At 42.2% G+C, this 24,886-nt stretch carries 23 protein-coding genes; 9 read left to right on the top strand and 14 right to left on the bottom strand.

All coding sequences use genetic code 11. The features are described from left to right. Positions 1–11: 11 nt before the first annotated feature. From V1L52_RS06300 to V1L52_RS06315, 4 genes are read right to left on the bottom strand one after another with little or no spacing between them, the layout of a single operon-like run. A complete protein-coding gene (locus V1L52_RS06300) occupies positions 12–1,490 on the bottom strand; it encodes a Gfo/Idh/MocA family protein (RefSeq protein ID WP_428771722.1) in 1,479 nt (492 codons plus the stop codon). Positions 1,491–1,494: 4 nt separating this feature from the next. Next, complete coding sequence (locus tag V1L52_RS06305) at positions 1,495–2,322, bottom strand: carbohydrate ABC transporter permease (protein ID WP_428771724.1); 828 nt, start codon at positions 2,320–2,322, stop codon at positions 1,495–1,497. A 1-nt stretch (position 2,323) separates the two neighbouring features. Further along, complete coding sequence (locus V1L52_RS06310) at positions 2,324–3,394, bottom strand: carbohydrate ABC transporter permease (RefSeq protein WP_428771726.1); 1,071 nt, start codon at positions 3,392–3,394, stop codon at positions 2,324–2,326. Then, complete coding sequence (locus V1L52_RS06315; RefSeq protein ID WP_428771728.1) at positions 3,330–4,589, bottom strand: ABC transporter substrate-binding protein; 1,260 nt, start codon at positions 4,587–4,589, stop codon at positions 3,330–3,332. The genes V1L52_RS06310 and V1L52_RS06315 overlap by 65 nt, the downstream gene beginning before the upstream one ends. Before the next feature lie 321 nt (positions 4,590–4,910). Here V1L52_RS06315 and V1L52_RS06320 point away from each other — a divergent pair, with 321 nt between their 5' ends. From V1L52_RS06320 to V1L52_RS06350, 7 genes are all read left to right on the top strand, one after another. Beyond that, the gene (locus tag V1L52_RS06320) at positions 4,911–6,068 is read left to right on the top strand and encodes an ROK family protein (RefSeq protein WP_428771730.1); all 1,158 of its coding nucleotides are present in this window, start codon (positions 4,911–4,913) and stop codon (positions 6,066–6,068) included. A gap of 94 nt (positions 6,069–6,162) precedes the next feature. After that, a complete protein-coding gene (gene trpS, locus V1L52_RS06325; RefSeq protein WP_428771732.1) occupies positions 6,163–7,224 on the top strand; it encodes a tryptophan--tRNA ligase in 1,062 nt (353 codons plus the stop codon). A 47-nt stretch (positions 7,225–7,271) separates the two neighbouring features. Continuing rightward, positions 7,272–7,742, top strand: a complete 471-nt coding sequence (dut, locus tag V1L52_RS06330) for a dUTP diphosphatase (RefSeq protein WP_428771734.1) — start codon at positions 7,272–7,274, stop codon at positions 7,740–7,742. Further along, positions 7,739–8,962 carry an LptF/LptG family permease gene (locus V1L52_RS06335; protein WP_428771736.1) on the top strand — a complete coding sequence of 408 codons (1,224 nt, stop codon included), beginning with the start codon at positions 7,739–7,741 and terminating at the stop codon, positions 8,960–8,962. Before dut ends, V1L52_RS06335 begins: the two co-directional genes overlap by 4 nt. Next, on the top strand, positions 8,959–10,020 hold the full coding sequence (locus V1L52_RS06340; RefSeq protein WP_428771738.1) for an LptF/LptG family permease: 1,062 nt from the start codon (positions 8,959–8,961) through the stop codon (positions 10,018–10,020). Before V1L52_RS06335 ends, V1L52_RS06340 begins: the two co-directional genes overlap by 4 nt. Before the next feature lie 82 nt (positions 10,021–10,102). Then, positions 10,103–11,233, top strand: coding sequence for a tRNA guanosine(34) transglycosylase Tgt (gene tgt / locus V1L52_RS06345; protein ID WP_428771740.1), 1,131 nt, complete (start codon positions 10,103–10,105; stop codon positions 11,231–11,233). Further along, complete coding sequence (locus V1L52_RS06350) at positions 11,230–12,564, top strand: HEAT repeat domain-containing protein (RefSeq protein WP_428771742.1); 1,335 nt, start codon at positions 11,230–11,232, stop codon at positions 12,562–12,564. The genes tgt and V1L52_RS06350 overlap by 4 nt, the downstream gene beginning before the upstream one ends. Positions 12,565–12,592: 28 nt before the next feature. Here the strand turns inward: V1L52_RS06350 and V1L52_RS06355 are convergent, their stop codons facing one another. The 7 genes from V1L52_RS06355 to V1L52_RS06385 all read right to left on the bottom strand — a co-directional run bounded on the left by V1L52_RS06355 (position 12,593) and on the right by V1L52_RS06385 (position 20,408). Next, entirely contained in the window at positions 12,593–13,360 is a 768-nt protein-coding gene (locus V1L52_RS06355; protein ID WP_428771744.1) for an HpcH/HpaI aldolase family protein, read from the bottom strand. Between the two features lie 40 nt (positions 13,361–13,400). Beyond that, the gene (locus tag V1L52_RS06360) at positions 13,401–14,681 is read right to left on the bottom strand and encodes a TRAP transporter large permease (protein WP_428771746.1); all 1,281 of its coding nucleotides are present in this window, start codon (positions 14,679–14,681) and stop codon (positions 13,401–13,403) included. Next, positions 14,678–15,181, bottom strand: a complete 504-nt coding sequence (locus V1L52_RS06365) for a TRAP transporter small permease (RefSeq protein ID WP_428771748.1) — start codon at positions 15,179–15,181, stop codon at positions 14,678–14,680. Before V1L52_RS06365 ends, V1L52_RS06360 begins: the two co-directional genes overlap by 4 nt. 107 nt (positions 15,182–15,288) lie before the next feature. Further along, on the bottom strand, positions 15,289–16,272 hold the full coding sequence (locus tag V1L52_RS06370) for a DctP family TRAP transporter solute-binding subunit (protein WP_428771750.1): 984 nt from the start codon (positions 16,270–16,272) through the stop codon (positions 15,289–15,291). 55 nt (positions 16,273–16,327) lie between these two features. Beyond that, on the bottom strand, positions 16,328–17,722 hold the full coding sequence (locus tag V1L52_RS06375; RefSeq protein WP_428771752.1) for a D-alanyl-D-alanine carboxypeptidase family protein: 1,395 nt from the start codon (positions 17,720–17,722) through the stop codon (positions 16,328–16,330). A 19-nt stretch (positions 17,723–17,741) separates the two neighbouring features. Next, a complete protein-coding gene (gene aroC, locus V1L52_RS06380) occupies positions 17,742–18,920 on the bottom strand; it encodes a chorismate synthase (protein WP_428771754.1) in 1,179 nt (392 codons plus the stop codon). Between the two features lie 15 nt (positions 18,921–18,935). After that, positions 18,936–20,408, bottom strand: coding sequence for a DUF6938 domain-containing protein (locus tag V1L52_RS06385; RefSeq protein ID WP_428771756.1), 1,473 nt, complete (start codon positions 20,406–20,408; stop codon positions 18,936–18,938). Positions 20,409–20,547: 139 nt separating this feature from the next. On the opposite strand from V1L52_RS06385, the gene V1L52_RS06390 reads away from it, so the two are divergent. After that, complete coding sequence (locus V1L52_RS06390; RefSeq protein WP_428771758.1) at positions 20,548–21,837, top strand: 3-isopropylmalate dehydratase large subunit; 1,290 nt, start codon at positions 20,548–20,550, stop codon at positions 21,835–21,837. Positions 21,838–21,848: 11 nt separating this feature from the next. After that, positions 21,849–22,379: a 3-isopropylmalate dehydratase small subunit gene (locus tag V1L52_RS06395; protein ID WP_428771760.1), complete on the top strand. Its 531-nt coding sequence runs from the start codon at positions 21,849–21,851 to the stop codon at positions 22,377–22,379. A gap of 54 nt (positions 22,380–22,433) precedes the next feature. On the opposite strand, the gene V1L52_RS06400 is transcribed toward V1L52_RS06395, so the two are convergent. From V1L52_RS06400 to V1L52_RS06410, 3 genes are read right to left on the bottom strand one after another with little or no spacing between them, the layout of a single operon-like run. Then, entirely contained in the window at positions 22,434–22,640 is a 207-nt protein-coding gene (locus V1L52_RS06400) for a heavy-metal-associated domain-containing protein (protein ID WP_428771762.1), read from the bottom strand. 49 nt (positions 22,641–22,689) lie between these two features. Next, on the bottom strand, positions 22,690–23,730 hold the full coding sequence (gene rlmN / locus V1L52_RS06405) for a 23S rRNA (adenine(2503)-C(2))-methyltransferase RlmN (protein WP_428771764.1): 1,041 nt from the start codon (positions 23,728–23,730) through the stop codon (positions 22,690–22,692). A gap of 22 nt (positions 23,731–23,752) precedes the next feature. Continuing rightward, on the bottom strand, positions 23,753–24,832 hold the full coding sequence (locus V1L52_RS06410) for a tetratricopeptide repeat protein (RefSeq protein ID WP_428771792.1): 1,080 nt from the start codon (positions 24,830–24,832) through the stop codon (positions 23,753–23,755). Positions 24,833–24,886 lie beyond the last annotated feature (54 nt).

Genomic DNA, 24,886 nt, shown 5'->3' on the forward strand with positions numbered 1-24,886 from the left:
TTAGAAATGGCTCAACTAAAATCCGTTTTTTTTACGAATGTTTTCTTTCCTGTTTTAACGGAAGAATATGATGCAAAAACCAATTCCATAGTTCTTATTCCGTCAATCAGGTCGGCATTTTGTGATTTTTTTCTCCAGTTTTTTTGTTTTACATATTCATAAAAAATTAGTCCATGTTGATGTAATAAACTGTTTGGATATAGTTTTTCTATTTTATTACCTGAAAAGATCTCAATACAGTTATTGTTATAAAGGTCCAGCCATATAACCCCTTTTTCTCCGACAATCTTAAAAGTCACATCTCCCCAGACAGGATCATCGGCTTTTCTTGACCATGAGCTGTCTATTTGAAAAATACTTCCGTCATCTAACGTACCATGTGATACGGAAATATCTTCTGCTTCAATGTTTTGTAAAGAAGAACTTGCTACTGTCATAATATCTTTGAATTCTCTTCCTGTTAAAAATCTTATGGTATCTGCAACATGTACGGTATGATCCATAATAGAACCGCCACCATTTTGTTTCGGATTTTTTACCCAGTCAGGTGTTTTTGGTGTATACATACAGCCATGGTTTGTTGCCATGATTGCACGGATTTTTCCTATTTTATTTTTTGAGATTATTTTTTTTGCTTCTAAAACAGACGGGTGCAGTCTGACCGGGTAAGTCGTTATAAACATAATATGATTTTTATTTACTGTTTCTGCAATGATCTTTAAATCTTTTTCTTCAGTTACAATCGGTTTATCACAAAAAATATCTTTACCATACTCGGCAGCCATTTTTATAAGCTCTGTGTGTTCATTGTTTTTGGAAGTGATGAGAACCGCATCAATATCCGGATCGGATAAAACCTCTTTTAAATTATCGGAATGAGCGGCACCAAAAACACGGCACCAAGGACAAGCCTTTTTTTTATTTGTACTGTAAATTCGTTTTACTTGGATAAACTGTTGCATTTTTTGGAGGGCAGGTATGTGATTGCCCTCTGCGTGGGGATGGTCAAGACTTAAAATTGCTAAAACTGTTTTTTTATTAGGTCTCGGTAAGTCTTTTATGTCATTGATTTCTGGTTGATGTGTTAAGAATTGAAGATGGTCTTTGTTTTTTCCTGCTATTGCAATATAACCGACACATTGTTGTAGGGGGCGATAAATATAAGATTCATTTTTTCCGATTATTTCATAATTAAGAGAATTTGGATACCCGCAACAAATATTTTCAAAAAATATTCTCAAAACCGCATCTGCTTTGGTTTTTGCAATAAGAGAAATTGCATTTTTATTTTTTAAAATATTTATTTCTGAAAAATCGTATTTATCATTTAAACCGATTTGTTTTAATTCTTCATATATTGCTTTTTCCAAGTCGATATGAGACGGAATATTTTTTTGAATATTTATACAACTTACCATTTTGGCACTTTTGTATATTTTGTTTTGAATTAAAGATTGAATGCCTTCCGACGTTAAAAATTTATTCTTCATATTATTATCCTTTCAATGCACCGCTGGTCATTCCTTGGATGAATTTCCGTGAAAATAAACTGAACATAATTATAAGGGGAATAACTATAAGATTAAGTGTCGCGTAAAGCATTCCCCATTGTGAAGAGAATTGCCCCATAAACCACGATAAGCCTACTTGTAAAGTTTGTAAAGAAGGCTTACGCATAAAAATCAAAGGAAGAAAAAAATCATTCCAAATATCGCGAAAAATAAATATCGATACAGCGGAAAGGCCGGGGACTGTTAGAGGTACTGCAATACTTCTAAATTTCATAAAATTAGATGCTCCATCTATATCGGCCGATTCAAATAATTCATTCGGTATTTCCGTAAAATATCCTGTCAGTAGTAAGATAGCAAAGGGTGCACTTTTTGCAGTATAGATTAAAACAAGTCCGAGTCTGGTATTATATAGCTCCCAATTTACAAACATTTTAAAAAGCGGTATAAACAAAATCGGCATGGGAATCATCATTCCGGCTGTAAAAAATAAAAAGATTATTCTATTGAACTTAAAATGAAATTTTGCCAATACATATGATGCCGTCATACAGGTAATAGCAATCATCGCTAAGGATGCGGAAGTTACTATAATGCTGTTTTTGTATCCCGTTATAAGATTCCCTCTTTTAATTGCATGTATATAATTTTTAAATTGGGGAGATTTCGGAAGGGCAAGCGGTTTTGTAATTACTTCTACATTTGTTTTTAGCGAAACCATTAATGAAATGACAAACGGAAAAATTACCAATAAAAAGAAAAAAATTAGGATTATATATATTAAAAAATATTTATGTTTGTATCGATTCATATTACTTAATCCTTTTATTTAATTTATTATAAAAAAACATACCGGTTAGAGAAATAACCAACATTAGTACAAACATACACAAGGAAATAACGGCTCCGATACCCGGAGAGCCGCCGCCGTGGTGTCCGCCGAACGTTATCCTGTAGAAAAATACTCCCAATACGTCAGTGGAATATGACGGACTGCCTAAATATCCTTGCATTGTATATACTAAATCAAAATAAATAAAAGAGCCTATAAACATTAAAATATTTGCGATAATTATTACAGGTGATAACATTGGTATAACAATATTGAAAAATAGCATAGTTTTTGAGGCACCGTCTATATGCGCCGCATCTATAATATCACCGGATATATTATTCATAGCGACATAGTAAATTACCAGCGGAAAGCCAAGTAGTCTTGTGATTTCAATACATGCTATGACGGATAGAGCCGTTTGTTCGCGTCCTAACAGATTTGAGAACACATCAGGCATTTTCAGTAGTTGTATTATTTTAGCATAGGGACCTAAAGACGGGTTAAAAAATAGGGACCATACATAGCCGAATGCAATAATAGGTAATATTTGAGGAATAAAGAGGGTGTTCAGAAAAAATCGGTTACCCTTGATTTTTTCTATACTGAAGTTAAAGGAGAATATCAGGGCAAAGATATTAACTCCGATTAAAGATATAAGCAAAAAATGTAAATTATTTTTTACTGCATTTATAAGCTGTGAAAAAAAAACTTCTTCTTTAAATAATAACCGAAAATTCTTAAAACCGACAAATTGATCTAAAAAAGCATTTTTACTTTCATAAAATACAACTTTTAATCCCGAGATAAGAGGAAAAACAAAAAAAACGGTATATATAATAAATATAGGAGCGATAAATAAAAGAATAAAGATTATATTTTTTGTTTTTGATTGTAATGACCGTACCATAGTCGATAATCCATAATTAATTTTAAAATCCAAGGGAGAAAAAAATAAACATTCTCCCCTGGATTCGGCTATAATATCAATACCAAACTGAAAGTCCGGCAGCAATTGCTTCTGCAACTTTTTGAGGGCTTTTTTTGTCATTCATAAGGTCCTGCAAGCCTACTTGAATTAAGTCGGTTGCAGTCGGGCTGGAATCGGAAAGCAAAATGGCCCAGTCGGAAACTATATTTTCACCGTTTTTTCCGGCTAATGCTGCATATTCCATCAATGTCGTATCACTGAATTTATCATTATCCCATGCGTTAAAGAATCCGAGCTGATCGTTTATTAATTTTCCTTTTTCAGGTGAAGTAATCCAATTGATAAATTTCAAAGCTGCTTCTTGTTTTTCGGGTGATGAAAACTTGGATATTGCAATACCGGTATCAGTAAATACTGTTACATAAGGTGTCATACCGGGATCAACAGGAGTAGCAAAAACACCGAGTTCTATGTTGGGATTTATTGATTTTAATGTTAATACTTCCCATGATCCGCAGCCGGGCCACATTGCTACTTGTTCGGTCGCCGTCATGTTTTGTGCATCCGAATAACCTAATCCCATAAAATCTTTCGGGAAAAATTTTTTTAGTGTGTAAAATCTCTCAAGAGCTTTTATAAAATCCTGATTTTTAAAGTCATAAGTATGATCCAATAACGACTTCAAAAATTTAGGACCGCCCAAATACGGTTTCATCATTAAATCAAAGGCATAATGAATATGCCATGCATCTTTACCCTGAAACATTAATGGCGTAACACCGTTCGATTTTAATTTTTCGCAAGCAGCTATAAACTCTTCCCATGTCTTAGGAACCTTTATACCGTTTTCTCTGAATATTTTTTTATTATACAGTATACCGGTATATTGGCATGCAACAGGTATGGCAAATATGGTACCGGAATCGGTCGAAAAATTGTATTTATGATGTTCGGGCATTTTATCTATATTTTTTATTGACTTGGATAAATCAATAAAATATTTTCTGTTAAACATACTGTTGTTCCAAACCCGATTTTGCCATATATTTACCATATCGTCTAAAACACCGCCTTCGGCATCAATTTCTACACTGCTGAAATATCGATCTGTCGGTCTGGGAGTACTTTGGATTGATATTCCTTGTACATCTTTTTCAAATTCTTTGTAGATCGCATTCCATGCATTTAAATCTTCCGGCCGCCAATTTGTATGGCTTAGGCTGATACTGTTGCTTTTTTCAGTCTGTCCTTTTGCGCAAAGTAAAGCAAAACCGAAAAGTAAAAAAAATGATAAGATAATCAAACGTCTTTTCATAATGACCCCCTTTTGTGTTTGTTAGTAATACTCTATATCAACAATATTGATTTGTCAAGTTTTATTTTAATATATACATTATATATTGACTTATATTATTTAATAGTTTATTATTATATTTATATCCCTTGTTTTTACAATTTATAATTTATTTTATAAATTATAATGACTGTTTTTATACGGAAGTTATAGGAGTATTGATGTTTGCTTTTTGTCTTTAAAATAAACATGGTTGAATAATAACCTTGGATTACGTTATTTTTATATTTATGTAATACGGAGAGAGTAATGACGTACAATTACTGCACTAAAATACACCTTTTGATAAAGACAATTTTAAGATATAAAAAAATTACGAGAGATCAACTTGTGAAAGAGTTGGGAATAAAAAAATCAGCCCTTGTCGGTTATTTAAATTACCTCTTTGAGTGCTCATTGATTTTAGAAACAGGAATTCAATCTTCATCCGGCGGCGGACGTAAACCTGTTTTTATTGAATTGAATCCTGCATACGGAAATGTAATTTCTATCGCGATTGAAAAAAACAGACTGATAAGCGGTTTGATCGATCTCCAAGGAAATGTATCTTCTCTTTTGACGGAAGAGCTTCCGGAAATTATTGAAAAAGAAACTCTTTTAGAAAATATGGTAAATATAATAAAAAGATATTCCGAGGCAAAAGAACGTACAGCTATTTTGGGAGTTACAATTGCAATCGGTGGAAGTGTTGATAGCGCTAGCGGTATGTCACTGGAAAATCTATATATACAAAATTGGAGTAATATTCCGCTGGCGGAAATTATTTCACAAAAGACAGGTTATAAGGTAAAAATTATTAAAGATATTGAAGCTCTTGCATTTGGAGAATTCTTTTTTGGAAACGGTATAGGTTTAAAACATATTATTGCTATTAATTTAGGCCATGATGTCGGTATGGGAATTATTGCAAACGGTGAATTGTATACCGGAGCTTCAAGCTGTGCCGGAGAACTCGGACATATTATTGTTGATCCGAATGGCCCCCTTTGTTATTGCGGTCGAAACGGCTGTTTGGAAAAAATGGTATCGGTAGAAACGCTTATTGAAAAATGCAGGGACGGTCTGATGCATGGAGTTCACAGTCGTGTTTTAAAATATACCCGGGAAAATATTAATAATCTTTCCATTGAATCCGTTATTGAGGCGGTAAATGATAATGATGTATTTACTCGAAAACTGATAAGAGACATAGGGATATATGTCGGAAAAAAATTGTCAGAAATTATCAATTTGTTTAATCCCGAAATAATTTGTTTGAGAGGTTCTTTGATAAATAATAATAAATTTCTCTATTCACAAATAAAAGATTATATTTTTTCGCATAGCCGATTTTATAACCTACAGAATTTACAAATCACTTATCCGTGTTATGAGGAATATATGGCTTTAAAAGGTGCTGCCGCTTTGATTTTTTTATTACTTCCTTTAGATTTTTCGTAAAATCGATTTTTTATTTTGATTTACCGCCTGTCTTCCACTAAAGCGATATTTGCGGTATAATAAAACGATATTACATACTACGAAGTGAGGACTTATGGCGGATACATATACGGCCGCGCTTGAACGCAGTAATCGGCTTGAACAGGATATATTGACAAATCCGAAAAAATATCGGGTATTGACGGGAGACCGTCCCACCGGAAGGCTCCATATCGGACACTATTTCGGTTCTTTGCAAAATAGGGTTCGTCTTGCCGGTTTGGGAATTCCGGTTTATATCGTAATTGCCGATTATCAGGTTTTAACCGACCACGACGCTTTTGCCGAAATATCGCAAAATACAAAGCAGCTTGCAATCGATTATCTTGCGGCGGGCATCAAGCCGTCCGAAGACGTTTTTATTTTTCCGCACAGTTATATTCCCGAAGCGAATCAGCTTATGCTGCCGTTTTTAACCCTCGTGACGAATGCCGAGTTAAGCCGCAATCCCACGGTAAAAGAAGAAATCAACTCGGCCGGTTTAAAAAGCGTCAATGCGGGAATGTATACCTATCCGGTGCATCAGGCTTGCGATATTTTATTTTGCAAGGCAAACCTCGTGCCTGTCGGCAAAGACCAGCTTCCGCACTTGGAAATGACGCGGACAATCGCGCGCCGTTTTAACGAAAAGTTTTGTGCCGATGAACCGGTGTTCCCGGAGCCGGAAGCTTTGTTGAGTAAAACGCCTTCGATTCTCGGCTTGGACGGAAGTCAAAAGATGAGCAAAAGCCGCGGAAATGCGATTATGCTTTCGGCGACTGAAGACGAAACGGCCGCCCTTATTAAAAAGGCGAAAACCGATTCGGAGCGGCATATTACTTACGAGCCTGAAAAACGCCCCGAAGTTGCAAACCTTTTGATGCTCATTTCCCTTTGTACGGGAGAAGAACCGCAGACTATTGCCGAAAAAATAGGCGAGGGCGGCGGCGGAAAGTTAAAAGCCGTTTTAACCGAAGCTTTAAACGAAACACTGCGTCCTCTTCGCGCCGAACGAAAAAAACTTGAAGCCGATGAAGCTTATATCCGTCAAGTGCTTACCGACGGCGCGCAAAAAGCTCAAAAAATTGCCGCCTGTACTTTGGAAGAAGTGCGTGCGGTTATGAATATGAAAATATAAATATATCGGTTGCCCCGGCGGGTTACCGATATGCGGAGTGCGGGTGTATGAGCAATACCGAAGAAAACAAAAAAAAATCAAGTGCCGTTTGTGTAAAATGTCTTGCTCCCGAGGGGGCGGTTCTTCCTTCGTATGAAAGCGCGGGCGCAGCCGGTGCCGATATAAGGGCCTTCCTCGGCGAACCCCTTTGTATAAAAAGCGGCTGTTATGCCGCGGTTCCTACCGGTCTTTGTTTTGAAATCCCCGAAGGATATGAAATACAGGTAAGGCCTCGTTCGGGACTTGCGGCAAAAAAAGGCGTTACGGTTTTAAATGCGCCGGGAACGATAGATTCGGATTACCGCGGCGAAGTGAAAGTTATTTTAATCAACCACGGAAAAGAAGATTTTACCGTGTCAAACGGCGACAGAATCGCGCAGTTGGTTCTTTCTCCCGTATTACGCGGCGAATTCGCTGCGGTGCGGGAACTTTCTTCTACACGGCGGGGAGCCGGAGGTTTCGGAAGTACGGGGGTATGAAAGATTCTTTGTTAAAACCGTCTTTTTTATTTGATGTCATGGCGGTGCGTAAAAGAATACGATACTTTTTTTCGCTTTGTGCCGCCCTTTTTTTACCGCGGCGCAGTATGAAGGCCGTGCTGCTGCGTTATATTTTTCGTGAACTTATCGGTTATTTTATCGTCGCTTTTTTATTTTTCTTTTTGATTTTTTTTGTCAATCACATTCTTTTAAATGCGGCGGACATACTGGAAAAGCGGGTGCCGCTTACCAAAGTTGCGCTCTTTATTTTTTACGCTCTTCCCTTTATCATAGCCCAATCCGCTCCCTTTGCAACCCTGGTCGGATTTTTAATGTGCATAGGACGAATGGTAACGGATAAAGAGTTTCTTGTTATGAGATCCTGCGGGCGTTCTCCCTACTTTTTTTTAATTCCGGTTGCCGTTACCGGATTGATTATTTCAATCTTTTCTTTTATGGTCAATGATTATCTTATTCCCTTGGGAACGATTTCATACAACAAACTATACTTGTCCATTCTTGTATCGAATCCCGCAGTCGCCTTGGAGCCCTATTCGATAAAGCGTACGCAAAATTCGACCCTCGTTATCGGAGATGTTTCCGGACGTCATGTATCCGATTTATTGCTTTTCGATACGGATTCTTCAGGAAATCAGCGTGCTGTTATTTCTTCGGGGGCCGATATTGTACCGCATAAGGATGACGCGGTTATTATGCAATTGGATATGAAAAATACGCTTGCATTTTTTTTTAATAACGATAACCGTGATTCCTTTGATTATCTTGTCTCGGACCATACCGTTTTAAATATATTTTCTTCGTCGTTTTTACCGAGTTTCGGTGCCGTCAATCCTCAGGAAATGACTTCTCACGATTTAAAACTGAAATTAAAAGAAATGGATACCGGCGAAAGCGGTGTAAATCCGGCTGTACGTAATTCATACAGAATCGAATATTACCGTAAATTTTCGCTTCCGTTCGGGTCTTTGTTTTTTGCTCTCTTAGCCTTTCCCCTGGCGGCTTTGTTTGCCCGGCGTAACGGACAAACAGTCGGCCTTATTATCGGTGTAATTATAGCCGTTTTTTATTGGGCATTGATGATCTTAGGTCAGCAGTTCGGTTTCAGAAACGGATTAAACGGTTTTTGGGCAATGTGGATTCCGAATTTTTTGGTTGCTTTTTTTTCCCTTGTTTTTTTTATAAGACTGATGCGCCAATGATTTTAGTACGCTATATATTAAAAAAGTTTATTCCTCTTTTTTTCGGCGCCCTTGTATTTTTTTGTTTTATATTGCTCCTGGTGGACTTGCTCGGTAATTTATGGCGCTATTTACTCGAAGGCGCATCTTTAAAAATGATTGCCCGTGTTTCATTTTTTTACCTGCCGAAGGCGGTTTCTTTTGCCGTTCCGCTTGCGGTTTTATTCGGTGCGGCTTTTACGCTGAGTTCATTTCACGCCTCAAATGAACTGACCGTTATTTTCGCTTCCGGGATTTCGCTGTTTCGCTTTACGCTGCCCTTATTGTTTCTTTCGCTTTTACTCAGCGTCGCTTTTTTCTTTTTTGAAGACAGGGTTGCCGTTCCGTTTTATGCCCGAAAAATTGAAGCACAGCGCTCGGCCCTCAATGAACCGGTTTCGTACGACAATGATCGTATCGTCGCTTTGTCGGAGGGCGGCCGTGTCGTTTACCGTGCCGATTACTATGATGACCGTCATCAGCGTTTATACAACCTTATGATTTTTATCCGCCGTGAAGATAAAACTCTTGAGCGCATTATAGCTGCCGACAGCGCTTTATGGGATACCGACCGTTGGATGTTATCGAATGCCGTATCCTATATACACGAAGAAGATAAGATATTTTTTTTGGAAGGCAGCGATTTTATCTGTAAAGAGGTACCCGATACATTTAAAAATATTTCGATTTCCGTTGAAGAAGTAAGCACTGCTCAAGCGCGGGAATATATCGATAAATTAAAACGTACCGGACTTCCTTATGCCGAAGCCTCTTCCCTATACCACAAAAAATTCGCTTTTCCTCTTATCACCTTTATATCGGTTTTTTTATCCATCGGTTTGGCGGGAAAATCGCGAAAAAATATTTTACTCATCAGTTTGGTTTCCTGCGTCAGTGCCGCAGTCGCCTTTTACGTAACGCAAATGGTTACAATGCTTTTGGCACAATTCGGCTATATATCGCCCTTTGCCGGCGCATGGTTTCCCGTCTTTTTATTTACACTCATCAGCATTGTTTTGCTTCGATTTGCGCGAACCTAGCCGTGCGTAACTTTTAAGGCTGTTCAATTGCTTTTATTATTGGATGTAAAAATACCGATTATTTTTAAAGGACTGTAAAGACATGAAAGAGATTTTTACCCGTACTCATACGGATGCACATTCTCCTGCACGCTGCGGTGTTTTGAAACTGCCCCACGGAATCGTACAAACACCCGTATTTATGCCGGTAGGAACAAATGCAATTGTAAAGGGACTTACAAAAGACGATTTAAACGAAATCGGTTTTGAAATTATTTTGGCGAATACCTACCACCTGTATTTACGTCCGGGAGCCGATGTTTTGGAAAAGGCGGGCGGTTTGCACGGTTTTTCCCGGTGGAATAAAAACTTTTTAACCGATTCGGGAGGATTTCAGGTTTTTTCTCTTGCTCCCTTCCGCAAAATTACTCCGGAAGGAGTGCGTTTTCAAAGCCATATAGACGGTTCAAAACATTTTTTAACGCCTGAAAGCGTTGTCGATATTCAAGCGCGTTTCCAAAGCGATATTCAAATGCAGCTTGATGTATGTACCGGTTACGGTATAACCGAAAAAAAAGCCCTTGAAGCTTTGCGTATTACCGAAGATTGGACAAAACGTGCCTGCGAGCGCTGGGAAAAACGCCGCGATGAGGGCTATAAGGGCTTTTTGTTTCCGATTGTGCAGGGAAACTTTTATAAGGATTTACGCAAGCGCAGCGCCGACTTTGTTTCCTCATTAAATCCTTCAGGAATTGCAATCGGCGGTTTATCTGTCGGAGAACCGCCTGAGGTATATGAAGAATTTTTACATTATACAGCTTCTCTTTTACCCCTCGAAAAACCGCGCTACGTTATGGGAATCGGTACCCCCGAATACATATTGGCGGCGATAGGCGAGGGTATCGATATGTTTGACTGTGTGCTTCCGACCCGCAACGGACGAAACGGCTCTTATTTTACAAAGGACGGTCCGATTGCAATAAAAAAAGCACAATATGCTTGCGATTTTTCTCCGATAGATTCCGAATGCAGCTGTAAAATCTGTAAAAACTATTCGCGCGCCTATCTTCATCATTTATATAAACAAAACGAAATGGGTGCCTGCATGCTGGGAAGCTATCATAATCTTGCGTTTTTGCATACAATGATAAAAGAGATTAGAACGGCAATAAGCGAAAACCGTTTTAACGATTACCGACGGTCTTTTGTACAGCGTTACGGAGGAAAGCGATGAAAAAAATCCGCCGCATTTTTGTTTTGTGTTGTGGACTCTTACTCGTGTGTGCCCTTGTCTTTTCGGCCGACGATGAAAAAACTCAGGATGAAAAACGTAAAGATACCCTCTTATACGGTCTTGAAAGCGAAGTGATTAATCTGGTCGATACCCTCATAAAAGAAGAAAACGGCGATTTTTTATCCGATGTGCATACGGTGTTTACCTCGGCGAAAAGTACCGCCCTCAAAGATAAAATCATTATGTATTATACCGAATTTAAATACGAAGGCTTAAGGGACTATGCTCTCGGTATCTTGGAAGACCCCTATGACGAAAAAAAATCGACGGTGATTTTGCTGATGAAGTACGCCCAAAAGCTTAAAATCGCCGAAGCGGCCGCGTTCCTGCGTTCGATTATAGAAAGCGAAAACGAAGACTTTTTTGAATCCGCCGTTAATGCTCTCGGCGAAGTCGGTTCTGCAGAAGATGCCTCCTTTCTTGCGGAATTGTTTTCAGGCGATTTAAGTTTAATACAAAAGCAAAGCGTCGTAAAAGCGCTCGGAAAATTACGGGCCGAAGAAACATGGGATGCTCTTGTGGAAGCGGCCGAAAACGAAGATGAAAACGCCTTTGTGCGTATGTATGCGGCCGAGGCTATCGGTAATATCCGGCCCGAAGACGCTTCGGCTATTCTCCTTCGCCTCTTTGACAGTACCGACCCCAATTTGCGCCGATACGTTGTAAAGGGCTTTACACATAATACCTCCGATGAGGCGCGTTCCGTTTTATATGCGGCTTTGAAGGATAATCACTATAAGGTGCGCATGGAAGCGGTTTCGGCCGTCAAAGAACAAAAGCTCACCGAAGCCGCCCCCTCGCTGTTGTATCGCGCAAAAAACGACTCGGAATCGGCCGTCAAATATGCCTGCTTTGATGTCCTTGCTTTTTTCGCCGATAAAGGCGGTATCGACTATATGATCGGTCTTTTAAAAGATGAAAAAAAAGGCGACGCTTTAAAAGCGAAAATTGCGGCTTCGTTTTTAAAATATGAAGTAAAGGACGGAACCGAGGTTGTTATAGAGCTTGCCCTCAAAACCGCAGGCGACGATAAAAAAAAGAATCTTCGTTATGCTTTGGGAAAGGAGTTTGCACGGTATGAGAATAAAGTATTTGAACCCGTATGCGAAGCCTATCTGAAAAGCTCCGATGCGGCTACAAAGGGAACCGGCTTGGATATATACAAAAAAAATCCCTATCCCGCGCTTAAAGGCCTTGTACAGGAGATAGCCGACGACAATAAGGCCTCATCGATTCGCACCAAAGCAAAAGCTTTACTGGATAGGGAATAACAAGTTCCGACTTTTATTTTGCGGTGTGTTAAAATACGGATGTCATTGTTTTATATGTTTGTTTTGCTCCGTTGACTATATAATCCGTATCGGCTGCTATCGAAATCATATCGACATTCCGTCTTTTATACCGCATCATTTCATCCGCATCACAGGCACCGAATGAAACGCCGATCTTTTTTCCGGCATTATGAGCTTTCAAAAAAAGTTCATCAACAACCTTTTCAACTTCAGGATGATGCCAGTCGTTTATATGTCCCATCGAAGCGGCAAGATCGCAAGGCCCCAGTAAAATAACATCCAAATCTTCAATTGACAAAATCCTGTCCAAATCTTTTAGAGCGTCAATGTGTTCGAATTGAAGAATCTTCAGAATATGATCCGCCGTTTTAAGGTAATCCGCAAGCGTCATATTTGCACCGAAATGCATTGCCCTTCTGGGCCCGAACCCCCTGTTTCCCTTGGGCGGATACATGCAGGCTTTTACCGCTTCTAAAGCAAGCTCATATGAGTTTACTTGCGGAAACACAATTCCGTCGGGACCCATTTCAAGAACCGGCTTTGCTTTGATTGCATCAACCGATGGAATCCTTACAAGGGCTGGAGTTCCCGTAGCCCTGCAGGCAAGCAGGTGGTGTTCAAGATCTTCAAGGCCGATTGCCGAATGCTCCGTATCAATCCAAATATAATCAAAACCGATGTCGCCCATCATTTCCGTAATTGAAGAATCGGTCAGTGTTACGTGTGTGCCGATCGCCGTTTTTCCCGTATTCAGTTTTTCTAAAAGTTTGTTCATATATCCTCCTCTGTTTTACGTTATCACCGTAAACAGCACATTAAAGCGGTTTGCCGAATAAGAGATTCGGCAGCCATGTTGTAAGAGCAGGTATTGCCGTTACGAGTATGAGTGTTATAAATAGCGGAATCAAAAAGGGTAAAATTGCTTTTGTTACACGTTCAAAACCGACCTTTGCCACATTTGCTACAACATAGAGTACGACACCGACCGGAGGCGTTACCACACCTATCATCAAGTTTAAAATCATAATAAGACACGCATGTGTTTGGTCCAGCCCTGCACCCGTCATAACCGGAATTAAAATCGGAGTGAGTATGAGAATTGCCGCAGTTCCTTCCATAAACATTCCGATAAAAATTAAAAACAGATTTACAATCAGCAAAATAAGAAATTTGGAATGCGCAAAAGATAACAATGCCATCGATAATTTTTGCGGTACCTGTGAAACGGTCAAGACATAGCCGAAAACGTTTGCCGTCATTACAAGGGCGAGAACAACTCCCGTAGTCTCTATTGTTGAAAGGATTATTTCAGGAAGGTCTTTCAGTTTGAGTTCTTTATATACAAATAAACCTAAAATCAAACTGTAAAAGGCCGCGACAACAGCCGCTTCGGTAGGGGTAAATATACCGCTGAATATTCCCGCAAAAAGAATGATCGGTGCAAGTATTGCACCGAATGCATCTTTAAAAGCAACCCATATTTCACGTGCGGAAGGTTTGGGAAGGCGCGGATAATTCCGTTTTTTGGCATAATAGGCAACTATAACCATCATCGTTAAACCCATAATCACGCCGGGAATTATACCGCCGATAAATAAGCGGCCTATCGATGCTTCCGCAGAAACGGCAAGAATAACCATCGGCAGCGACGGCGGAATAATCGGTCCGATTACCGAAGATGCCGCAGTAACCGCACAGGAAAAATCGTCATCATAGCCTGCATCCCTCATAGCCTTTATTTCAATGGTGCCCAAGCCTCCCGCATCGGCAACCGCGGTACCGCTCATACCTGCAAACAGGATTGAAGCTAAAATATTTGCATGCCCGAGGCCGCCGGCTCGGTTACCTACCAGGATATTTGCAAATTTAAACATACGCTGAGTAACACCGCTTTTGTTCATTATATTGCCCATAATGATAAAAAAGGGTGCGGCAAGCAGAGTAAAAGAGTTGGCGGCCATTGATATTCTTTGAACCGCGATTACGGGATTAAAGCCTTTTATCGACATAAATAAAAAGGAACTGAGCCCTAAATTTACGAATAAGGGTAAACCGGTAAAAAGCAGCAGTACGAATAAAATAAGAATCACTGTCATGTTGTCTCCTCCTCTTTAATTCCGTCTTTATGTTTCCAATGTTCTCCGATTTCCATAATCTGGTATATAAATATAAGCGCACAGCAAATCGGCGTAATAACATATACGATACTGAATTTTATAAAGGGAACGGTTACTGCCGTTTGCCGAGCCACCTTTGTCGTAAGCTGATTCCCGTATACAACCATAAGAGCGCTGAACAGCATAACCAGCAGGTTATTAAAAATATTGAGAACCCTTTGGCCGGAAGCAGGCAGTTTTCTTATTACGGCGGTGATCCGTATGTGACTGTTCTTTCTTGCGGCAATAGTCCAGCCGAGATAGCAAATCCACACATACATAAGTCTGATTGATTCTTCCGACCAGGACAGGGGATTATTAAAGGACCATCTCATTATGATTTGAAATAAGGCAAATGCAAATACAGTTACAAAAAAAAGAACTGCAATTGTATCTACAATCTTTTCGACTATATTTTTGATTTTATAAAACATCTTCATACTGTGAACTCCGAAGCGGTGGAATATACTCACTGGATGCAAAAAAAGGGCTGTCTTAAAAGCCTGTTACTTTTCGGACAGCCCCTGTACGGGTTTATTCTAAAGAATTAAAGACCCTGTATATAACTCCAAGTATCTTTTCCCCATTTATTTGCAAAAACAGCCTGTACGGCGGGGGCGGTGACGGCTCTAAAAGATTCAACATCGGGCCTGCTCGTTTTCACGCCTTTTTTTTCAAGTTCGGACAAAAGACTTTTTTCCGCAGCCAAAACAACGGAGTCTTGCCATGCAATAGCTTCAGCGACCGCGGCTTTTATAACAGCCTGATCCTTTGCGGAAACCTTATTCCATACATCTTTGTTGATAAAAATCATATTCGGACAAATGATATGGTTTGTAATATTTATGTATTTTTGCACTTCATAGAATTTACCGCTGTTAAATGTAGTAACGGGATTTTCCTGTCCGTCAACAACGTTTTGCTGGAGCGAAAGATACAATTCATTAAAATTGATAGGAGTTGCCTTGGCTCCCCATGACTTAACCATTTCAAGGTAGAGGGTGCTTTCCGGTACACGAATTTTCATACCGGTCATATCTTTTACCGAAGAAATAGGTTTGTTTGTAGAAAGTTGTCTTGTGCCGTAATAGAACGAACCGAGCATCTTTACATTGACTTCAGCAAACTGCTTGTTAATCATGTCGCCGAAACCGCCGTTCAGGGCCCTGCTCATGTGAGCAACATCTTTCCACAGGTAGGGGGCTTCGCACAAATCCGCAAGGGCAACGCCGCTTGTTGCAAACTGTGCAGGTCCTTCCGTACACATGTCAACCAAACCGACTTGAACGCCTTCAACCAGATCTCTCGATGAACCGAGTTGTCCGTTGGGATAGCCTTCAATTTTAACACCTTCACATTGGGCATTAACTTTTTCGATGACTTTCATCATCATTTTTGTTGCAGGATGAGTATCCGCATGCACTGAACCCCATCTTATTGTAATTTTCTCTGCCGTCTTTTCTCCGCCGCCTTTGGCAAAGAGGCATAACGAAAGAGAAAATGCCAACATTGCCGCCAATACCTTTTTCATGTAATCCTCCTTATTATTTGTTTTAAATTTACACTAGCAGATTGAAGCTCTATTGTCAAGAAAAATTATCCGCAGGTAAATCCGGCGGTGCCAAATTCATAATTCTACAGGCGATTTTATCGAAAAGTTTTTTTATAAAACCCGCCTCGCTTATATCGCGGTCGGCTATAAGCGGAACTTCTTTTACCGTCAAACCGCCTGCACTGTATACGACTTTGCCGATAATGTCCCCCGCTTTTAAGGGGGCCCTGAGGCAGCTTTTGTTTTTTAAAACAAACCCGCGCTTTAATTCCGCAGCAGAGGCGGGAAGGATAATGACAGGCTGTTGTGCCTCTTTTGAGGCGGAAAAAACGGCTTCCCGGGCAAAAAGAGAACGTTGTCTTCCGCATGCAACACCGAGCGGAACGGACAGTCCCCGTTCAACCGCTACGCTTTGAAAATTATCGAATGCATAAGATGTTAAGGTACGGGCGTCTTCCAAGCGGTATTGATTGCCCTGTTTTGTTCCCTTACCCGGTCCTCCGAGGGTAACCGAAAGAATGCTCATAGAACCGCGCTCTGCGGTAAGTGCAAGGTTATATCCCGATTCCGGAATAAAGCCGGTTTTAAGGCCGTTTACCCCTTCTATAATACCGAGGGCGGGATTGGTGTTTTTTTGAATAATCGGGTTCGATGCGGGATAGCCGAATTCTTTTACCGAGTGAAATTCATGTAAGGACTCCGGATACAATTTTAAATAGGCGCGGGAAAAAACCGCAAATTCCCGTGCCGTGGTGCTGTTGAGCTCGCTGTAGCCTGAAGAATCCGCAAAGCGCGTATGTTTTAAACCGAGCTTTTTCATTTCCGCATTCATCCGCTCGACAAAGGCGCTTTGCGAACCTGCAATATATTCGGCAACCGCCGTTGCCGCATCGTTTCCCGAAACAACGGCAAGCCCCAAAAGCAGTTCCCGTAAGCTGACGCTTTGCCCTTCGGCTAAAAACATAAGGGAGGAGCCCGGAGGTGCATTTACCGCCCATGAGTTTTTTGTAAGCGGTACCCTGTCGTCAAGGGATACCTTTCCCGCCGCTATATCCTGAAAAACCGTATACATAGCGGCAAGTTTTGTCATCGAAGCGGGAGGAATTATACGGTCTGCATTTTTTTCATATAAAATACTGCCGCTTTTTATGTCGACCAAAATACCCGATGCGGCGTTTATGTGTATGTTTTCTATCCCCGCTTTTTCGGGCTTCCAAAAGAGGGGGACGACAGGGGCGGGGCGGTATCGTTCGGCGGCTGTTTGAAAGGCCTTTTCCTTGTCCGCTGTAAGTGAAGCGGGCTTCGGATTATTCAGGGTATATACGGAATAAGCGAGAAAAACGGCACATACCATAATGATAAAAAGAAAGGCAAAAAAAACGTGTTTTATGTATAAAAATCCGATTCTGTTTGATTTTTTTTTCGGCATAGTCTTTCTCCCGTCAGTGTCAAAAAAGTCGTTTTATATGCGCGCTTTTATTGCGCAGATACATATCGGTAAGGCAGATTGCCGTCATCGCTTCTATAACCGGAATAATGCGGGGGCAAAGACATACATCGTGCCTTCCCTCGATTACAAGCTCGGTATTTTCGTACATTGCACCCGTTGTAACGGCTTTTACCGTTTTTTGCGGCACAAAAATACTCGGAACGGGTTTTACGGCGGCCCTGAATACAATCGTGTTTCCGTCGGAAATGCCGCCGAGTATACCGCCTGCATTATTCGTCTCGAAACGCACACGGTCGGAGGCGGCGGCACCCGCATTTTGCTTTTCGATACGCATTGCATCGTTCCATTCGCTTCCCGTCATTGCGGAGCATGCAAATCCCGAACCGAATTCGATTCCCTTAACGGCCCCTATCGATAAGACGGCTTTTGCAATTTCCGCATCCAGTTTATCGAATACCGGTTCTCCCCAGCCTGCGGGTACTCCTTCTATACGGCATTCAATAATACCGCCTGCACTGTCGCCTTTTTTACGCAGCTCTTCTATACGTTCAAGCATTTTTTGCGCGGTTTTTGCGTCGGGAACCTTAAGCGGATTTTGTTCAAGCTTTTTTTTATCAAGAGGTTTTACAGGCGGAAGAACATCTGCCGGACAGTTAATTCCGGCAGCCTGTACCGTGTACGCGTTTATATCTATGTTTCCGCCGGCTTTTAATACCGTGCGCGCAACGGCTCCGGCCGCAACCCGGGCTGCGGTTTCTCTTCCCGATGAGCGGCCTCCGCCGCGGTAATCGCGTACACCGTATTTTTTATGCCATGTGTAGTCGGCATGACCGGGACGGAAGGTATCCGCCGTTTTTTCATAATCCGAAGAACGTGCGCCCGTATTTTTTATTTCAAGGGCAATGGGAGTGCCCAGCGTTATTCCTTCAAAAACGCCGCTTAAAATCCGCACCTCATCTTTTTCGACGCGGCTTGTAACGGCGGGGTTTATCACCTCCGTGCCGTCTTCGGCGGTAAAAAGGGCCGCCGGTTTTCTTCGGTTTAATTCATATTGTATATCTTCAACCGTGATAGGAATTCCTGCCGGGCAGCCGTCAATTACAGCTCCCAGGGCTTCTCCGTGGCTTTCACCGAATGTGCTTACCCGAAATATCGTACCGAATGTATTTCCCGACATAGACTTACTCCGATATCAGCGTCTTTGTTTACCGCGGCGGATATGCTTTATGATATTATAAGCCCCGTTATATATGCCCGCTTTTGCGTTTTTAATAATATGTGTACAGTATAGATCCAAAAGATCCGTATCGGTTGTTAAAACATCCAAGGTTCTGTATAAGCCCGACGGGGAGGATGTTTCTATCGTTCCGTCTCCGCATTCGGAACTTCGGATTGCACCCCATGCTTCATGACGTCCTACGCGGTGAATAAAAAGTTTAGGAACCGGATAAAAAGATAATTCGCTGGGTTTGGTAATCAGTACATCGCATACGCGCATAAGCAGATTTGTCGTATAAACGGCCGCATAAAAATCGTCGTGCAAAAAAACATGTACGCCTTGCAGGTCTCCTTCGCGTATTTCATCTATAAAGGCTATGGTTTGCTTCCGGTCGGTGTGCATAGTATACCGAATACCGCTTAAACGCAATTCTTCTTCAAGCAAAGCCCATCTTCCCTTATGGTCTCCCATATTGATGCATAAAGCGGCCTTTCCCTTTTCGATGGCGCCTTTTCCTTTGCGTGCGATTTCTGCAAATTTCATTACCTGGGCACCGGCTCCGCCCATGCTGAGTAAAAAGCGCCGGGCCTTTCCGTCTTTCATGCGTTTGCGCCGCAAATCGCAGTCGTACTCTATATTCGACACGATTTCGTGATCCACAAAATGCCCCGCTTCAAAAATATCCGAGGCGGGCATACAGTTTTGTATACCGGAATCCGTATCACCCATTGCAAACAGGGTTCTGTATCCCATAAAGGTTGAAGGCGACTGTACCGCATGTGTCGTTCCTTCTACAATGTGGAAGGCGAGGGGAAAATTATCCGGAACTACCGTAATAGTGTTTTTTAATCCGGCTCTGACAGCCCCGTGGCCGACCCAGGGATGAGTGGATAAAAGCGGAAAATCGGCGGGAATATCACGGAAAAGAGCGGCATACATATCGGCCATTGCCGCATTTTTTAATGATGCCGAAAGCTTTTGGGCAGCGGTCGAAGTGATTTTTTCCCAAAAAAAGTTGTTAAAAAAACGTGAATGCTGGGATACGCGTGAGCCCAAGTTGTACCAATATTCCATACTCCGTATGGTTTTTCCCGCAGCCGTATCGGGAAAAGAAAGCATATCGAACCAATAGGGAATAAGACCTGCATGTTTTGCAGCCGAGGCGAGGGCAATTGCGATTCTGCAGTGGCCGAATCCCATACGCATCGTACCGAGCATAATACCTTTTTGTTCGTCAAAGGCGTTTCGCTCCGCTTCGGGGACGATTTTTTTTTCGGTAACCGCCATTAAGCCGAAGTCGTCATAACCTCCCGTATGAGGAACCGCTGTAAGTTCAGGCGGTGTTTCCGTTTCAAAGCCGTATTTCCGTGCATAATATTTTGAAAAAAACGTTCCGATACGCAGTTTTTTTTCGCTGACCGAATTTCCGTACACCTTTTGTTCCATATGTTCCTTCCGTAATGCACACTCTATATCCCCGCATAAGAATTTTCAAGAGCTCATTCCCCCGTTTCTTGACTTTTTTTCCATAAAGCTTTATAAATACTTCAAGACTTTAGTATACATAAAATTTTGAGAGACAGGTATGGGAAAAACAATAGCCGAAAAAATATTCGATGCTCATCTTGTAGATAAGCCCTTCGATAATATGTGTGTGTTAAAACTGGATCGGGTTTTTTGCCACGAAATCACCACTCCCGTTGCGATTATGGATTTGCAGGAAAAGGGAAAGGACACCGTGTTCGATCCGTCAAAAATAAAGGCGGTTATAGATCACGTAACTCCCGCCAAGGATTCAAAAACGGCCGAACAGGGAAAAATCCTGCGCGATTGGGCAAAGCGCAATAAGATACGGGATTTTTTCGATATAGGTTCAAACGGTGTCTGCCACGCTTTGTTTTCGGAAAAGGGTTTTGTACATCCCGGCTTTACGGTCATTATGGGAGACAGCCATACCTGTACCTACGGAGCTTTCGGAGCCTTTGCCGCGGGAGTCGGCACAACCGACCTTGAAGTTGCCGTGTTAAAGGGTGTCTGCGCTTTTTATGAGCCTAAAACGATTAAAATAGGCTTAAACGGCCGTTTAAAAGAAAGGGTTTACGCTAAAGACGTGATACTCCATATTATCTCCCATATCGGCGTAAACGGCGCCACAAACTGCATTATGGAATTTACCGGAGATGCCGTAAAGTCAATGTCGATGGAAGAACGCATGACCCTGTGCAATATGGCCGTTGAAGCGGGGGCAACATCCGGTATCTGTATGCCCGATGAGGTAACGGTAGAGTATTTATGGCCCTTTATCAAAGACGAATTCGATTCCAAAGAAGCCGCTGTCAAAGCCTTTTCCGTGTGGACATCCGATGCCGATGCCCTGTACGAAAAAGTCTACGACTTTGATGTATCGGCCTTTGAGCCCGTGTGTACCTTCGGTTATAAGCCCGACCGGGTAAAACCGCTTACCGAAATGGAAGGCACAAAGATAAATCAAGTGTATATAGGTTCCTGTACAAACGGACGCATAAGCGATTTACGTATTGCAGCTTCGGTATTACAAAGAGCTCTCGCCGCCGGTAAAAAGCCGCATCCCGATGTGCGCTCCATTGTGTCGCCCGCAACGCCTGCCGTATACCGCCAAGCCTTGAGCGAGGGGCTTATAGACATCTTTATGGAAGCGGGCTTTTGCGTAACAAACCCTACTTGCGGCGCCTGCTTGGGCATGAGTAACGGAGTGCTTGCAAACGGGGAAGTGTGCGCTTCAACTACAAACCGTAATTTCAGCGGACGTATGGGTAAGGGCGGTACCGTCCATTTGATGAGCCCCGCCGCAGCCGCAGCCGCTTCTCTTGCAGGCTGTATAACCGCCGACTGGTAAAGGAAAAAGATATGAAAGTGTTTGAAGGAAAGGTACTTTTTTTGGACAGGTCGGATATCAATACGGATGAAATTATTCCCGCCCGCTATTTAACCGAAATATCAAAACAGGCTTTAAAGCCGTATTTGCTTGAAGATTTAAAGCTTGACGGCTTTAATCCTAAAACCGATATAGCCGAAAAAAGCGTGATTATAACGCGCAGCAACTTCGGCTGCGGCTCTTCGCGCGAACACGCTCCCTGGGCCTTGGAAGTCAACGGCATCTATGCCGTTGTTGCGGTAAACTTTGCGCGTATATTCCGCCAAAATATGTTTAACAGGGGAATGCTCGCCGCCGAACTCGACGAACAAACAGTCAATTCAATATTCGATACCTTTGCGGGAAAAAACTGTACCTGCCGCATAGAAATAGGTGCTGCCTGTACTCTCGGTTTGAACGGAGCGGGGGGACTGAGCGCTTCGCATACCTTCCGCTTAAATGCTTTCGACCGAGCCCTTGTCGAAAGCGGCGGCTGGCTCGGCTATGCCGAGCGCAATTATTGAAAAGAGATTTTTAAAAAAGCGGCGTCCGCCGGGCCGCCGGCTTCTGCCGCTTTTTCAGCCTAAAACATCAAAGCCGCATGAGGATATTGCCGTTTTGATTTTATCCAAGTCGGCGGCACTTTCATCCAAGCTGAAGGCAACCTGCGCTTTTTCAAAGCTTACCGTGCAGTTTGATACTCCCCGGATAACGGAAACCGCTTCAAAAATCTTTTTTTCGTCATCCGGGCCCAGCATACCTGCAACGTAAATCTTTTGATCCATCTTTTTAACTCCTTGAGACTTTTTAGTATAGATGTACGTACGGTTCGTTTTACGCAACCGGCATCCCGGTATCACTCTTTGTTTTTCCAAGCTGACCGCAGGCTCCCGCAACCGATGAACCGCGTTTTGTCCGCACCGTTACGTTCAATCCTGCATTTTCCAATGCTTTGCAAAAAAAGTCAACCTCTTTTGAAGACGGCGCTTCGTAGGGAAGGCCTTCTACCCGATTCCAGGGAATAAGATTTATATGGACGGGAAGACTGCGGGCAAAGCCGATAAGATTTTGTGCACTGTTTTCCCCTGTGTTTACACCCTTCATTAAAGCCGCTTCCAAGGTACAGCGATGCCCCGTTTTTTCACTGTAGTAACGTATGGCATCGGCAAGATTGTGCAGGCTCTGAGACTTTGCAACGGGCATCAATTTTTCGCGAAGTTCCGGATCAGCTGTCGTAAGAGAAACCGCCAAACGGACGGCGGGCCCCTTATCCGCCAAATCGTATATACCCTCAATTATGCCGCAGGTTGAAAGGGTAATCCGCCTTACCGATAAATTGCGTCCGGCCTTATGGGAAAGTACCGCAATGGCCTGTCTCACCGCATTCAAATTCAACAAGGGTTCTCCCATACCCATAAAGACAATATTTTGCAATGTTCCGGCATTGCGTTCAAGCTGTAAAAACTGTTCGACAATTTCCGCCGCGGTTAAATTGCGGGCAAAACCGAGGGTTCCCGTTTTGCAGAATGTGCAGCCCATTGCACAGCCTGCCTGTGTCGAAAGACAGGCGGTTTTACGGCCCTCCCGGTCACACAGCAAAACGGCTTCTATCATTAAACCGTCTTGTAAGCGTACTTGCAGTTTAAGCGTACCGTCCGGATCGCGTAACAGTGTGTGTACCGATGAAGAATATATAAGAAAATCGCTGTTGAGTTTACGGCGCAATTCAAGAGAAAGATTGGTCATTTCATCAAAGCTTTGAGCGCCGTTTGCAATCCACTTGAAGATTTGCGTTCCTTTAAAAGAAGCTTCGCCGGGCATAAGCGATGCTATGTCCTCGGGCAAAAGGCCGGATAAAACGGGTTTTTCAATCATAGTAATTTAAACCGTATGCTCTTTAGGCATTTATTTTTTCAAGCATTTCCGTTACGGTCGGGCTTCGAAGTCCGAGTTTTTGGAAGTCCTGCAATACTTCCACCGCTTCGGCTTTTCGGTTTGTTTTCATATAACAGTCCGCAAGGTCGATATAGAGGCGGTGGTTTTTCGGATCGGTTTGAATAAGGCGGCTTAAGCTGATAATAGCTTCTTCGTAGCGGCCTTCTCCCTTACTGATAAGGGCAAGCCCCAACACCGCATATAAATCGTATTCAATATTGAGGGAGCGGTTGTAATAGTCGGCCGCGGTAACATAATCGCCCATATTGCGGTATGCGTCACCGGTACGGGTCAATATCACCTTGTTTTTGGGGTCGAGTTCCAATATTTTATTCCAATACTCAATCGAGCGGAACTGCTGATTCATACCGCGGTAACAATCGGCAAGACCGAACAGAGCATAAAAGTTGCGGCCGTCCATTTGTAAAGCGCGTTCAAAATAATAGACGCCCTTATCAAAGGTTTTTAATTTACGGTGGCAGTTTCCTATTGAGGTTAAAACACGAATATCGACCGCCGCTTCGTTTACTTCAAGCATTTTAGCCCAATAATAGAGGGCGTCGCGGTATTCTTTAAAGTCGTAATGCAAGTGCCCCAAGCCGATAAGGGCATAGGCGTTTTCGGCTTCCATATCCAATACGCGCAGGTACAACTGTTTTGACTTTTTAAAATCGCGTATTTTACGGTAGGCATCGGCGACGCGGGTCAGTACGGTAATATTTTTATCGTCGTGAATTAAATACTGCTCCCAAATCTCTATGGCTTTATGATACTGATTCATCGCCTTATAGCAGTCGGCAAGACCGAACAGGGCATAGTTGTTTCCCGGATGCGAGGCAAGACAGCGTGAATAATAGTCGGCGGCATCGCTGAAGCGGTTTTGTTTTCGTTCGGCGTCTCCCAAGCCTACAAGGGCGTAATTATTGTTTTCATCCGTATCAAGGATGGTTTTGAATGCCTGTTTTGCCTCTTCTATTTTATTTTCCTTTATGAGCGCGTATCCTTTTTTGGATAATTCGGCAATTTCATTTTCTTCCGGCATATTTTGATTTATATTTTGTTCCGTAACCGATTCGGCGGATACATCCGAAACCTT

Origin of the sequence: Treponema sp. HNW (assembly GCF_050320395.1) — a bacterium.
Classification (GTDB): Bacteria; Spirochaetota; Spirochaetia; order Treponematales; family Treponemataceae; genus Treponema_C.

Coding starts and splice junctions, on each gene's coding strand:
- V1L52_RS06300 (WP_428771722.1), bottom strand. CDS start 1,490: ATGAAGAATAAATTTTTAACGTCGGAAGGCATTCAATCTTTAATTCAA.
- V1L52_RS06305 (WP_428771724.1), bottom strand. CDS start 2,322: ATGAATCGATACAAACATAAATATTTTTTAATATATATAATCCTAATT.
- V1L52_RS06310 (WP_428771726.1), bottom strand. CDS start 3,394: ATGACAAAAAAAGCCCTCAAAAAGTTGCAGAAGCAATTGCTGCCGGAC.
- V1L52_RS06315 (WP_428771728.1), bottom strand. CDS start 4,589: ATGAAAAGACGTTTGATTATCTTATCATTTTTTTTACTTTTCGGTTTT.
- trpS (WP_428771732.1), top strand. CDS start 6,163: ATGGCGGATACATATACGGCCGCGCTTGAACGCAGTAATCGGCTTGAA.
- dut (WP_428771734.1), top strand. CDS start 7,272: ATGAGCAATACCGAAGAAAACAAAAAAAAATCAAGTGCCGTTTGTGTA.
- V1L52_RS06335 (WP_428771736.1), top strand. CDS start 7,739: ATGAAAGATTCTTTGTTAAAACCGTCTTTTTTATTTGATGTCATGGCG.
- V1L52_RS06340 (WP_428771738.1), top strand. CDS start 8,959: ATGATTTTAGTACGCTATATATTAAAAAAGTTTATTCCTCTTTTTTTC.
- tgt (WP_428771740.1), top strand. CDS start 10,103: ATGAAAGAGATTTTTACCCGTACTCATACGGATGCACATTCTCCTGCA.
- V1L52_RS06350 (WP_428771742.1), top strand. CDS start 11,230: ATGAAAAAAATCCGCCGCATTTTTGTTTTGTGTTGTGGACTCTTACTC.
- V1L52_RS06355 (WP_428771744.1), bottom strand. CDS start 13,360: ATGAACAAACTTTTAGAAAAACTGAATACGGGAAAAACGGCGATCGGC.
- V1L52_RS06360 (WP_428771746.1), bottom strand. CDS start 14,681: ATGACAGTGATTCTTATTTTATTCGTACTGCTGCTTTTTACCGGTTTA.
- V1L52_RS06365 (WP_428771748.1), bottom strand. CDS start 15,181: ATGAAGATGTTTTATAAAATCAAAAATATAGTCGAAAAGATTGTAGAT.
- V1L52_RS06370 (WP_428771750.1), bottom strand. CDS start 16,272: ATGAAAAAGGTATTGGCGGCAATGTTGGCATTTTCTCTTTCGTTATGC.
- V1L52_RS06375 (WP_428771752.1), bottom strand. CDS start 17,722: ATGCCGAAAAAAAAATCAAACAGAATCGGATTTTTATACATAAAACAC.
- aroC (WP_428771754.1), bottom strand. CDS start 18,920: ATGTCGGGAAATACATTCGGTACGATATTTCGGGTAAGCACATTCGGT.
- V1L52_RS06385 (WP_428771756.1), bottom strand. CDS start 20,408: ATGGAACAAAAGGTGTACGGAAATTCGGTCAGCGAAAAAAAACTGCGT.
- V1L52_RS06390 (WP_428771758.1), top strand. CDS start 20,548: ATGGGAAAAACAATAGCCGAAAAAATATTCGATGCTCATCTTGTAGAT.
- V1L52_RS06395 (WP_428771760.1), top strand. CDS start 21,849: ATGAAAGTGTTTGAAGGAAAGGTACTTTTTTTGGACAGGTCGGATATC.
- V1L52_RS06400 (WP_428771762.1), bottom strand. CDS start 22,640: ATGGATCAAAAGATTTACGTTGCAGGTATGCTGGGCCCGGATGACGAA.
- rlmN (WP_428771764.1), bottom strand. CDS start 23,730: ATGATTGAAAAACCCGTTTTATCCGGCCTTTTGCCCGAGGACATAGCA.
- V1L52_RS06410 (WP_428771792.1), bottom strand. CDS start 24,832: ATGCCGGAAGAAAATGAAATTGCCGAATTATCCAAAAAAGGATACGCG.